The organism is Streptomyces sp. NPDC002690 (genome assembly GCF_053592415.1).
On the sequence record NZ_JBSFVR010000228.1, the window covers coordinates 1 to 12,122 of the forward strand.

Annotated in this window: 12 protein-coding genes and 1 tRNA gene; 6 read left to right on the plus strand and 7 right to left on the minus strand. The window is 70.9% G+C overall.

Annotated features, from left to right (window positions below):
- The 4 genes from ACWD3D_RS24725 to ACWD3D_RS24740 all read right to left on the minus strand — a co-directional run.
- On the minus strand, positions 1–263 hold a 263-nt coding region (locus ACWD3D_RS24725), incomplete at its 3' end, for a hypothetical protein (protein WP_451462993.1).
- Positions 264–661: 398 nt separating this feature from the next.
- Complete coding sequence (locus ACWD3D_RS24730; protein ID WP_266708813.1) at positions 662–889, minus strand: DUF3107 domain-containing protein; 228 nt, start codon at positions 887–889, stop codon at positions 662–664.
- A 138-nt stretch (positions 890–1,027) separates the two neighbouring features.
- Positions 1,028–1,663: a TetR/AcrR family transcriptional regulator gene (locus ACWD3D_RS24735; protein WP_266708815.1), complete on the minus strand. Its 636-nt coding sequence runs from the start codon at positions 1,661–1,663 to the stop codon at positions 1,028–1,030.
- 346 nt (positions 1,664–2,009) lie between these two features.
- Positions 2,010–2,225, minus strand: a complete 216-nt coding sequence (locus ACWD3D_RS24740) for a hypothetical protein (protein ID WP_451462994.1) — start codon at positions 2,223–2,225, stop codon at positions 2,010–2,012.
- 114 nt (positions 2,226–2,339) lie between these two features.
- On the opposite strand from ACWD3D_RS24740, the gene ACWD3D_RS24745 reads away from it, so the two are divergent.
- Entirely contained in the window at positions 2,340–3,305 is a 966-nt protein-coding gene (locus ACWD3D_RS24745; protein ID WP_451462995.1) for an alpha/beta fold hydrolase, read from the plus strand.
- Between the two features lie 342 nt (positions 3,306–3,647).
- Here ACWD3D_RS24745 and ACWD3D_RS24750 read toward each other — a convergent pair whose 3' ends face one another.
- Positions 3,648–5,474, minus strand: a complete 1,827-nt coding sequence (locus ACWD3D_RS24750) for a bifunctional metallophosphatase/5'-nucleotidase (protein WP_451462996.1) — start codon at positions 5,472–5,474, stop codon at positions 3,648–3,650.
- A gap of 357 nt (positions 5,475–5,831) precedes the next feature.
- Between ACWD3D_RS24750 and pyk the strand changes: the two genes are divergently transcribed.
- A complete protein-coding gene (pyk, locus tag ACWD3D_RS24755) occupies positions 5,832–7,268 on the plus strand; it encodes a pyruvate kinase (RefSeq protein WP_451462997.1) in 1,437 nt (478 codons plus the stop codon).
- A 13-nt stretch (positions 7,269–7,281) separates the two neighbouring features.
- Here pyk and ACWD3D_RS24760 read toward each other — a convergent pair whose 3' ends face one another.
- Together ACWD3D_RS24760 and ACWD3D_RS24765 are read right to left on the minus strand one after the other, a co-directional pair.
- The gene (locus tag ACWD3D_RS24760; RefSeq protein WP_451462998.1) at positions 7,282–8,058 is read right to left on the minus strand and encodes a helix-turn-helix domain-containing protein; all 777 of its coding nucleotides are present in this window, start codon (positions 8,056–8,058) and stop codon (positions 7,282–7,284) included.
- 109 nt (positions 8,059–8,167) lie between these two features.
- Positions 8,168–8,242: transfer RNA gene (locus ACWD3D_RS24765), tRNA-Leu, on the minus strand.
- Positions 8,243–8,342: 100 nt separating this feature from the next.
- On the opposite strand from ACWD3D_RS24765, the gene ACWD3D_RS24770 reads away from it, so the two are divergent.
- From ACWD3D_RS24770 to ACWD3D_RS24785, 4 genes are all read left to right on the plus strand, one after another.
- Positions 8,343–8,999, plus strand: coding sequence for an ANTAR domain-containing response regulator (locus tag ACWD3D_RS24770; protein ID WP_275494733.1), 657 nt, complete (start codon positions 8,343–8,345; stop codon positions 8,997–8,999).
- 100 nt (positions 9,000–9,099) lie between these two features.
- Positions 9,100–9,687 (plus strand): hypothetical protein, encoded by a 588-nt coding sequence (locus tag ACWD3D_RS24775; protein WP_451462999.1) that lies wholly within the window; start codon positions 9,100–9,102, stop codon positions 9,685–9,687.
- 3 nt (positions 9,688–9,690) lie between these two features.
- On the plus strand, positions 9,691–10,986 hold the full coding sequence (locus ACWD3D_RS24780; protein WP_451463000.1) for an MFS transporter: 1,296 nt from the start codon (positions 9,691–9,693) through the stop codon (positions 10,984–10,986).
- Positions 10,983–12,122: GNAT family N-acetyltransferase (locus tag ACWD3D_RS24785; RefSeq protein ID WP_451463001.1), on the plus strand; the 1,140-nt coding region annotated here is incomplete at its 3' end. The genes ACWD3D_RS24780 and ACWD3D_RS24785, both read left to right, overlap by 4 nt.

Consider the following 12,122-nt stretch of genomic DNA (forward strand, 5'->3'; position numbering starts at 1 on the left):
CGTGAGCCGGTGATCCGGCTCCGGCCGCGCGGCCGGAGCAGCAGCGACAGCGTCACCGAGCCGACGACCAGCGCGCCGGCGATCGTGGCCGTGGCGTGCCCGGAGTACAGCACACCGTCCGTCAGATAAGCCCCGAACAGGGCCCCCAGGGCACCGGTGGGGTAGACCGCGCGGGCCGACGGCAGCCGGCCGGGCAGGACGTGGAGGGCAGCCCAGGCCAGGGCGAGCCCGACCACGACGGAGCCGAAGGATTCCAAGATCACGGAGCATCACCTCGCGGGGTTCGTCGGTACGTCCCCGTCCGCGCGGAGCGACGGGGGAGGGCCGGTGGGCCCTCGCCGGACAGGGCCCGGTGGATCGTGGACGGTTCGCGGCGACCGGAGCGGCACGCCGCGCCGTGGCCGTCCTTGATCCGTAGGGCGCTGCCTACGCCGTCCTACCCGTGACCTACGTCACGCAACCCTTCCGGGGGTGGGGGAAACCTTTCGGCGGAGCGTCCTGTTCCGCCGGGGGTGAGCTGGGGCGGCGTACGAACGGCCCCGGGGCTCCGCGGAGTTCGACGCGCTCCCGGACGGGGCCCGGCGGACATGTCCCCGGACGTACGAAACGGCCCGGCGGGACATCCCGCCGGGCCGTTTCGTCGTGCTGGGCTCGGTGTCGCCTACAGTGCGCCGAACCCGACACGCCGGGCCGTCGGCTCGCCGATCTCGACGTACGCGATCCGGTCGGCCGGCACCAGGACCTTGCGGCCCTTCTCGTCCGTGAGGCTGAGCAGCCGCGCCTTGCCGCCGAGCGCCTCGGCGACCGCGCTCTCGACGTCCTCGGCGGAAAGCCCGCTCTCCAGAACGATCTCGCGGGGCGTGTGCTGCACCCCGATCTTGACCTCCACGGCTATGTCCCTCCGACGGTCAGTCCCTGCGCGGTAGCCGCGCCGTACGCAGCCACATTAGCCCGGTGGGCCGAGCGCCCACGGCCCAACCGGCCACGCCGGGAGCGAACACGCCGGGAGCGAACACGCCCGGTGCCGCTATTCGGTCCCGTGCAGCGGGAACCCCGCGATTCCGCGCCAGGCGAGCGAGGTGAGCAGCTGCACCGCGGTGTCGCGCGGGATGCCGGAGGGGCTGGAGAGCCAGTAACGGGCCACCACCTGGGCGACACCGCCCAGACCGACGGCCAGCAGCATCGATTCGTCTTTGGACTGGCCCGTGTCGCCCGCGATGACGTCCGAGATCGCCTCGGCGCACTGGAGGGACACCCGGTCCACCCGCTCGCGCACGGCGGGCTCGTTGGTCAGGTCCGACTCGAAGACCAGACGGAAGGCGCCGCCTTCGTCCTCCACGTACGCGAAGTAGGCGTCCATGGTGGCCTCGACGCGCTGCTTGTTCTCGGTCGTCGACGCGAGGGCGGTGCGCACCGCCTGGAGCAGCGACTCGCAGTGCTGGTCCAGGAGGGCGAGGTACAGCTCCAGCTTCCCGGGAAAGTGCTGGTAGAGCACCGGCTTGCTGACGCCCGCCCGCTCGGCGATGTCGTCCATCGCGGCGGCGTGGTACCCCTGCGCGACGAAGACCTCCTGGGCGGCGCCCAGAAGCTGATTGCGTCGGGCGCGGCGGGGCAGGCGAGTGCCCCGCGGGCGCGCTGCCTCTGTCTGCTCGATGGCGCTCACGCCGCCTCCCAAATGTGTGATCCGACACGGTGTCCAGTGCTTGCCGCGCCGCATGGCCATCGTACTTTTGGGTAACCCGGGTGCGCGCGGCGCGGACGCAGAATTTCACGGACCGGACAACTCCGGTAGCCACGGACCGGTGCCGCATCCGAGACCGGGCCGGGACGAAACGGCCCTGAACTGTGTGTTTCATCGGTAATCGCCCCGTGCGGAGCGGCTTTTGGTCATTTGCCGAGCTTCCGCGTGCTTCCGCGCGCTGCGCACGCGTCGCCGCGTCATCAGCCGCGACCGCGTGCCCGGACCGGGGGGCCGGGCACGCGGTCACGGCCGATGACACGCCGGCCGCTCAGCGGTAGTCGTCCTCGTGTTCGGCGACCACCTTGGTCTGTTCCGCGACGTCGGCCTCGTCGGCCTCCTCGGTGCCGGCCTCCGTCAGCGGCTCGTCCTTCTCCTGCCGGACCTCCGTCCGCTGCTCCGCTGCGTCCGCGGCGGGGGTCTCCAGGCCCGCCGGATCCGGCTGCTCGTCCAGAAACGTCTCCGGGTCCCTCGGGTCGACCGTCATGACGACTCCCTTCCGTCCCTCATCCGAAGCCTATGAGCTGGACTCCTGCCCCGCGATGCGGCCTGTGACCGCGAACACATGAATCGGCGCGTGATCGTCTCGTAACATTGCCGCATGTCTTCGACCGAGCTGCCGGGTGTCCAGGCCGCCGCCGCGGCGGTCGCCCCCACGGTCAGTGCCGTACGCGTCGGGTCCGGGGAGAGTCTGCGCACCGTTCCCCTGGCCGGGCTCAGCCTGACCGTCCGTTCCCGGCCCGGCGTGCGCGCCGGGCTCCCGCCCGCGCTGTACGTCCACGGGCTGGGCGGTTCCTCGCAGAACTGGTCGGCCCTGATGCCGCTGCTGGAGGACGTGGTCGACGGGGAGGCGGTCGACCTGCCGGGTTTCGGCGACTCCCCGCCACCGGACGACGGCGCCTACTCGGTCACCGCACACGCCCGGGCGGTGATCCGGCTGCTCGACGCGCAGCGGCGCGGTCCGGTCCACCTCGTCGGCAACTCGCTGGGCGGCGCGGTCTCCACCCGGGTCGCGGCCGTCCGCCCCGACCTGGTGCGCACCCTGACCCTGGTCTCGCCCGCGCTGCCCGAGATCCGTGTCCAGCGGCCGGCCGTGCCGACCGGGCTGCTGGCGCTCCCCGGGGTCGCCGCGCTCTTCTCCCGGCTCAGCCGGGGCATGACCGCCGAGCAGCGCACCCGCGGGGTCATGGCACTCTGTTACGGCGATCCCACGCGGATCACCGAGGAGGGCTTCCGCCAGGCGGTGGCCGAGATGGAACGGCGGCTGGAACTGCCGTACTTCTGGGACGCCATGGCGCGCTCCGCCCGTGGAATCGTCGACGCGTACACGCTGGGCGGACAGCAAGGACTCTGGCGCCAGGCCGAGCGGGTGCTCGCGCCGACGCTCCTGGTGTACGGCGGACGGGACAAGCTGGTCTCGTACCGGATGGCGCGCAGGGCGTCCGAGGCGTTCCGCGACTCGCGCCTTTTGTCGCTGCCCGAGGCCGGGCACGTGGCAATGATGGAGTACCCGGAGACGGTCGCCCAGGCGGTCCGGGAATTGGTGGAAGACGACGGCGGGAGCTGATCCGGGGCGTGGGACGACACAGCCGAAGGGGCGCCGAGGCCAACGGCCCGGCGGGCGAGGCCGCACCGGCCCCGGTCGGTGCATCGGAGGCGGGCTCCGGTATTGGGCGCCGCAGGCGGGCGCCGGAACCGGCGCCCTCCGGGCGTGACGGACAGCGGCAGCCCGACGCGGCTCCGGACACCCCGTTCCAGGGCGTTCCGCAGGTGCGAGGCGGCCACCCCGAGCAGCGTGAACCGGGCGGCGGCTGGGGCACCGGCCCGCAGCCGCGCTACGGCCCCGGCGAGCCCCCGAGGTTCGCGCGGCCCGCCGACCCGGCCCGGCAGCAGACACGTACGAAAGGCCCTAGAAGACCGGCACGCCGTCCCGCGTCAGACGCCAGCCGACCGTCGCGAACTCCGCCGGATCGACCTCACCCTTCGCCGTCACCCACGCGATGATCGTGTTCCGGATCTCGTCCGAGTTCGCCCACACCTGCTGCGCACCCGGAACGTGCGGGAAGTTGCCGCCGCCGCTCGCCCGGTAGTTGTTCACCGCCAGCACGAACTTCGCCGCCGGGTCGATCGCCGCGCCTTCGAACGAGAGCTCGACGATCCGAGAGCCCGCGGGCTTCGCGATGTCGATGTCGTACGTCACGCCCGACAGTGCGTCGTAGTTGTAGTCCGGCGTGTTGTTCGCGTTCGTCAGCTTCGCGGTGTCCACCGCTCCACCCGCCGCCGTCTGCACGTAGTACCGCGCCGAGAACTCCAGGTAGTCCTTCACCTGAGCACCCGTGACGACCCGGGCCTCCAGCGTGTTCTCGAACGGGTACAGACCCGCCGCGTCCTTGATCGTGACGTTGCCCGCCGGGATCGAGGCCGTACGCGAGAAGCAGGACGCCTGCGACAGCACCGGCAGCGACGCGAACTCCCCGCCCGCCAGCGCCGCCTTCACCGTCTCCGCCTGGACGTGGTTGATCAGGTCGATGATCGGCTCGTCCTTCCACGGCGCGCTCGCCGTGGTCATCGCCGAGACCGAGGTGCCGATGACCTGGTTCACATAGGCCACCACCTTCGTGTGCTCGTCCTTCAGGAGCCGTGTGATCTTCTTGTCCTCGGCCACCGTGTTGGAGTTCAGCACCTGGGCGGCGACCTTCTCGACCGTCCAGCGGCCCTTCGCCCACACCAGGTCGAAGTCGAACAGCGTCAGACGCTGACCCCACTTCGCCGGCTCCGAGAGAACGACCTGCTTGCCCGTCTCCTTGTTCGTCACGAAGTACTCGGGGATCTCCGAGTGCGCGTGACCCACCAGGATCGCGTCGATCCCCGGCACCTGCTCCGCCACCAGACCGGCCGCGTTCTCCACGTACGGGATCTGGTCACCGTAACTGGACGTGCCCGACGTACCCGAGTGCGCCGACACGATCACGACGTCCGCACCCATCGAACGCAGCTTCGGCACCCAGTGGGCCGCCTGCTCCTCCAGGCCCGGGAACACCATCTTCCCGCTCACGTTCGCCTTGTCCCAGATCGCGATCCCCGGGTTCGTCAGACCCAGGATCGCCACCCGGACGTCCTTGCCGTGCGGCGTGCGCACACGCTTGATCACGTACGGGGCGAACGCCGGCTTCAGCGTCTTCGCGTCCAGCGCGTTCGCACCGAGCAGCGGGAAGTCCAACTGCTCCTCGAACTTGCGCAGCACGGGAATGCCGTAGTTGAACTCGTGATTTCCGAGCGCGGCCGCGTCGTAACCGATCGCGTTCATCGCCTGCGCCATCGGGTGCACCGGACCGCGCTTCGCGGTGATCGGGTCGATCTTCGCGTAGTAGTACGAAAGCTGGGTGCCCTGGATCGTGTCACCGGCGTCGATCAGCAGCGTGTTGCCACGCCCCCGCTCCTCGCGGATCTGGTCCACCAGTGTCGAGATCTTCGCCAGGCCGACATCGTTGTGCGCGGCGTCGTCGTATTCCTTGTCCGTGAAGTAGTCCCAGTTGAAGACGTTGCCGTGCATGTCCGTCGTCCCCATGACGGTGAACGAGTACCGCTTCTCGTGGCTCTCCCCGTGTCCGTGTCCGCGCCCACGGCTCGACGGCGCGGCGGCTTGGGCCTCTCCCGCGACAACTCCGCCGGCCAGTGCGACACCCGCACCCGCGGCTGCCGAACGGCCCAGAAACGTCCTGCGGTTCAACGGCATCTCTCGTTACTCCTCGTTCAATCGGACGACGTGTGAGTCCGGCGCCGGGCCGGCTCGCTCCACGTTCATGACGCGCGTAGATTCTGACGCAGTCGGCGCATGCAGAACACCCTGTTCACATTTCGATCTGGTGACCGTCTGCGCACGAACGGCTGTCCCTGACGGAACATCCGGTCGATTTTTCAGCTGCCGAAAGGCGCCGTGAGTTCTTCGGAAGCCCTGTCGGCCGCTCCGGAGTCGCTCATCGGAGCGGCCTCCCGCGCAATTCAACACCTGTCAACATCCCTTAACCGAAAGGATGTTGGACGGTCATACGGAGCCAATTGCCTACCCGTAGGTAAGGTCTAGTCTCGAAACATGCGCCGAGCGAAAATCGTCTGCACCCTGGGCCCCGCGACCGACTCGTACGACCAGATCAAAGCCCTGGTCGAAGCCGGAATGGACGTCGCCCGCTTCAATCTCAGCCACGGAAGTTACGCAGAGCACGAACAGCGGTACCACCACGTCCGCAAAGCTTCCGAGGAGACCGGCCGCAGCGTCGGCATCCTCGCCGACCTCCAAGGCCCGAAGATCCGCCTCGGGCGTTTCCGTGAAGGCCCCGTACTCCTTGAACGCGGAGACACCTTCACCATCACCGTCGAGCCCCTCGCCGACGGCGACAAGAACATCTGCGGCACCACCTACGACGGCCTCGCCGCCGACGTCACTCCCGGCGAGCGCATCCTCGTCGACGACGGCCGTGTCGCGCTCCAGGTCGCCTCGGTGGACGGCCCCCGGGTACGGACCACCGTCCTCGAAGGGGGAGTGGTCTCCGACCACAAGGGGCTCAACCTCCCCGGCGTCGCCGTCTCCGTCCCCGCCCTCTCCGAGAAGGACATCGACGACCTCCGCTGGGCCCTGCGCATCGGCGCCGACGTCATCGCCCTCTCCTTCGTGCGCAGCGGAAAGGACATCGTCGACGTCCACCGCGTCATGACCGAGGAAGGCCGCCGCCTCCCTGTCATCGCCAAGGTCGAGAAGCCCCAGGCCGTCGAGAACATCGACGACATCGTCGCCGCCTTCGACGGCATCATGGTCGCCCGCGGCGACCTCGGCGTCGAAATGCCCCTGGAACAGGTGCCGATCGTCCAGAAGCGTGCCGTCAAACTGGCCAAGCGCAACGCCAAGCCCGTCATCGTCGCCACCCAGATGCTCGACTCGATGATCGACAACTCCCGTCCCACCCGGGCAGAGGCCTCCGACGTCGCCAACGCGATCATCGACGGCACCGACGCGGTGATGCTCTCCGGCGAGACCAGTGTCGGAAAGCACCCCGTCGAGACCGTGCGCACCATGTCCCGCATCGTCGAAGCCGCCGAGGAGGACCTCCTCGCGGCCGGCCTCCCGCCGCTCACCGACCGCAGCAAGCCCCGTACCCAGGGTGGTGCCGTCGCCCGCGCCGCGGCCGAGATGGGCGACTTCCTCGGCGCGAAGTTCCTCGTGGCGTTCACCCAGAGCGGCGACACCGCCAAGCGGCTCTCCCGCTACCGCTCGCCCATCCCGCTCCTGGCCTTCACTCCCGACGCCGCCACCCGTGCCCAGCTCAACCTGACCTGGGGCGTGGAGACCTTCCTCGGCCCGCACGTCGAGTCCACCGACGCGATGGTCGCCCAGGTCGACGAGGAACTCCTGCGGATCGGCCGCTGCGAGAAGGGCGACGTCATCGTCATCACGGCCGGTTCCCCGCCCGGCGTCGCGGGCTCCACCAACCTGGTCCGGGTGCACCACGTCGGCGAGGACGACAGCCCGAAGTAGTCCGCTTTCGGTCTCAGTGTTTCGGCCCGACGTGTGCGTCCATGAGCGCGACGGACGCCCGTCGGGCGACGGAGACGTTGTACCGCCGCCCCGACCGCGTGCAGTGCTTCCACTCCACTCCGAGCACGTCCAGCGTGTCCGTGTAGAGCCGCCGGATGTCGTCCGAGACGTTGGTGAACCAGTACCTCGGATACTCGTACCGCTTCCGTACCCCGCCGACGGTCCGGGTCGTCCAGTTCGTGGCGCGACAGCCGTCGGAGTGGACGAGCCCGCGCACGAACTCCCAGGGGTGCGCGGCGACGATCTCCCGCTGCCAGGGTTCGAGGACGATACGGCGCTCGTGCTTCTTGCCGGGGCCGTGCTGGGGGAAGAGGCAGGGCCAGTGCTTGCTGTACGAGGTGACGTACTGGCATCCGGCGGCCCGTACCCGCATGACCTTGTTCGCTGGGCGGACTTGCCGTACGGCCTCGGCGCAGGCGTCGATGAGCCCCGGCCAGGCGTCGGCGCACGCGATGCGCAGGGCGTACACCCCGCGCCGTGCCGCGCTGAGGCAGCCGTCCCCGAGGTAGAGGCCGAGCAGATAGGCGTACGTGGCGGAGGGCTCGACCGCGGCGGGTGCGGGGGCGCACCGGGGGCAGGGCTCCGCACGAGAGGGTTCGAGCGGTTCGAGGCGGGTCCGCCAGGAGCGGATGGCGGAGCGTGAGACGCCGGTGAGCCTGCTCACGGAACTGAGGCTGTGGCCCTGTGCCACCAGCGTCAGGGCCTGCTCGCGGACTGCCGCGGCGTACATGGGGACGAGTTTTGCCGGAAGATCACGGAACGGGCGCGGGAGCGCTGATTCATACTCAGATCAAGTGAAGTTCAGCGAATGTGCGCGCGCCTTCGAAACGAAGGAAAAGTACCCCGAGTCGGACTCGAACCGACACTGTATGGGTTTTGAATCCATTGTCTCTAACCAATTGGACTACCGGGGCTCGCAGAATCGAAGGTTAATGTCGACCCGCTGATGATCCACCATACCGCAGCTAGGTAGGCTCTTGGGAGCAGTACCCCTGTCCTTACCGAGGAGCCCCCGTGACCACGCCCGAGTCGCCCGAGCCCGCAGACGCCGTCGACGACGACAAGTCGCACGTTCCGCCGCTGACGACCCGCGTCGTCATCGCCGAGGACGAAGCGCTCATCCGTCTGGATCTCAAGGAGATGCTGGAGGAAGAGGGGTACGCGGTCGTCGGTGAGGCCGGAGACGGCCAGCAGGCCATCGAGCTGGCCCGGGAGCACCGGCCCGACCTGGTCATCCTGGACGTCAAGATGCCGGTGCTCGACGGCATCTCCGCCGCGGAGAAGATCTCCGAGGAGTCCATCGCCCCGGTCCTCATGCTCACCGCGTTCTCGCAGCGCGACCTCGTGGAGCGGGCCCGTGACGCCGGCGCGATGGCGTACCTCGTGAAGCCCTTCAGCAAGAGCGACGTGGTGCCCGCGATCGAGATGGCGGTCTCCCGTTTCGCCGAGCTGCGCGCGCTGGAGAACGAGGTCGCGGATCTGGCCCAGCGGCTGGAGACCCGCAAGCTGGTCGACCGCGCGAAGAGCATCCTGCAGACCGACTACGGCCTCTCCGAGCCGGCCGCGTTCCGCTGGATCCAGAAGACCTCGATGGACCGGCGGCTGTCCATGCAGCAGCTGGCCGAGGCGCTGATCGCGGATGCCGAGGAGAAGAAGAAGGCGGCCGAATAACGGCTCCGCCCTTCCCGTTCCACATGCCGCAGGGCCCGCACCCCGAGCGATCGGGGTCCACGAGGGCAGGACCGGTTTCCTCAACATCACCGCCAAGAAGGTGCTGCCGGGCCGGTACCCGGTCGAGCTCGGCCACACCGTGCCCGCTCCGGAGACCGGGAGCGACGGGGCGCTGCGGACCGCGATGGACCAGCTGGTGGCCGCCCTGCGGTTCGGCACGGGCATCCTGCACGCGGAGTGGGTCCTCACCCGGGGGCGCCCGCACCTCATCGAGTGCGCCGGGCGGCTGCCGGGCGACCGCATCCACACCCTGATCGACCTCGCCTACGGCGGCGACGGCATCCTCCGCGACCTCTTCTCGCTCATGGCGGGCGGGGGCCCGGTGCCCGCGCGGCCCGCGCTGCGGGGTGCCGCCGTCGCCTTCCTGCCGCTGCCGGCCGCGCCCTGCGAGGACGCCGTGGTCACCGCCGTCACCGGCGCCGACCGGGCGGGCGCCCTGCCCGGAGTGGAGGAGCTCGTGGTCGCCGTCGCGCCCGGCGCGGCCGTCGGCGCGGTCACCAACTCGTGGCAGCGCGCCGGGTACGCCATCGCGACCGGCACCGGACCCGCCGAGGCGGCCCGTACCGCCGAGAAGGCCGCCGCGCTGGTCACCCTCACGGCCGGGCCCCGGCCGCACGGGGGCGAGTGACCGGTGGCCACCCCCGAGACGCCCGAGACTTCCGAAGCGACTGCCCGCCGCCGCATCACCCTGCGGGACTACCTCCCCGGCACCCGGGCCGGGCGGGTCTTCGCCCTCTCCACCCTGATCAGCGCCTTCGGTACGGGGCTCTTCCTGGCCGGGTCGACCGTGTTCTTCGTGCGCGAGGCCGGTCTCACCAAGGTGGAGCTGGGCGCGGGGCTCGGCATCGCCGCGTTCGCCGGGCTCGCCGCCACCGTGCCGATCGGCGCCCTCGCCGACCGCCTCGGCGCGCAGCCCACCCTCATCGGCGCGCTGCTCTGGCGGGCCCTGTGCTTCGTGGTCCTCGCCTTCGTCCAGGGGCCGCTGGCCTTCACCGTGGTCGCCTCGTGCCAGGCGGCGGCGCAGAACGCCACCGGGCCCGTCACCCAGGCGCTCATCGGCAGCGTCACCGAGGAGAGCGACCGGACCCGCACCATGGCGGTGGTGCGGACCGTGCGCAACATCGGCTTCTCGCTGGGCGCGCTCGCCGCCACCCCGCTGCTGCTCGCCGACGGCCACTGGCTCAGCCGGTCCATCCTGATCGGCAACGCGGCCGCGTTCGTCGTCTCCGCCCTGCTGCTCGTCGGTCTGCGCACCCCCCGCCCGGTCAAGGCCGCCGCCTTCCGCAATCCGCTGGCGGCCGTCCGCGCCTTCGGCGACTGGCGCTACCTCTGCCTGACGGCCGTCAACTCCGGTCTGACGCTGCACATGACGCTGCTCGCCATCGGGCTGCCGCTCTGGGTCACCGAACACGACGGCGCCCCCGACGCGCTCGTACCGGCCCTCATCCTCGTCAACACCGCGCTGGCCGTGCTGCTCCAAGTCCCCTTCGCCCGCGACGTGTCCGGGGCCCGCGCGGGTGCCGGCGCGCTGCGCCGGGCCGGTCTCGCGCTCGCGGGGTGCGCCGCCCTGCTCGCCGTACCGGTCGACGCGCCGCCCGTCCTGGCGGTGATGGCGGTGCTGCTGGCGTGCGCGCTGCTGACCGGCGGGGAGCTGTGGCAGGCGGCGGGCGGCTGGGAACTCAGTTACGCCTACGCCCCCGAGGAGCGGAAGAACGTCTACCTCGCGGTCTTCAGTCTCGGCACCTCCGTGCAGGACATGGTCGGCCCCCTGCTGATCACCGGTGTGGTGCTGGCCCTCGGCGGGCCGGGCTGGCTGCTGCTCGCCGCGTTCTTCGCCGGGCTCGCCGTGCTGGCGGGCGTCACCGTACCCCTGCTGGAGCGGCGGCCCGCCGCCCCGGACTCTCCCGTCCCCTCCACGACAGGATGACGATCACCATGAATCCGGCCGGCCTCACGGTGCTCGGTGCCGACGCGCCCTCGCTGCTCGACGACTGGGACCGGCTCGCCGCCGCCGGTTCGTTCTACACGGGCGCCCCCTGGCTGGAGTTCAGCGACACCGACAAGATCGCCGAGGCCCGCTACCTGGTGGCGCGTACGCCCCGGGGCCCGGTCGCCGCGCTCACCGCCCACTGGTCACCGAGGGAGAACAACGAGCGGTACGTCCCGGCCGAGGTGCTGCCGTCCGTGCTCCCGGCGACCGCCCCGGGCGCCCTCCTCCTCGGCGGCCGGCGCGGCTATCTGTCCGGCCCCGCGCTGGACCCGTCGGCCGGCGCCCGGGAATCGGGCGAGGCGCTGGGGGCGCTCCTCGACGCGGCGGCGGCCTGGCGGCCCGAGGCGGGCGGGCGGTGGTGGTGGCCCTACCTCACCACCCGGGACGCCACGACCGTCCGCACGGCACTCGCCGCGTCCGGCACCGCACCGGTGGTGGGCACCCATCTGCTCGGCGCCGACTGCGCGATCGAGGTGACCGAGGGCGGTCTGGACGCCCATGTGGCGGGGCTGGCGACCAAGCAGCGCCGCACCAACGCCCGTCGTGAACTGCGGGCGTTCGAGGAGAGCGGGCTGCGGGTCGTCCGCACCACACTGGCCCCGCACACCGACGTGCTCGGCCCGCTCCTCGCCAACGTCCAGCAGCGGTACGGGCACGCGCACGGCCCGGAGCAGATGACCTCGCTGCTGCGCAGGCAGGCCGACCGCCTTGAGGACGACTCGGTGGTCTTCCTCGCCCTCGCGCCCGGCGACGGACTCCCGGTCGGCTTCTGCCTCGCCTACCGCCATGGACGCCAACTGGCCGTTCGCGTGGTCGGGTTCGACTACGACCGACTGCCGGGAGCGGCGGAGTACGCCCAACTCGCGGTCTACGAACCGCTGCGCTACTGCCACGAGCACGGGCTGACCCGCCTGGAGCTCGGCATGGAGTCGTACGAGGCCAAATGCCGCCGGGGCGCGAGCGCGCGGCCCCTGTGGGCGCTGGCCCCGGGGCCGGGTCAGGACGGGAATGGCGATCCTGGAGAACCACCAGCTCGCGGACGGTTCCGTGCGCGTGCCCGAGATGCTCCGTCC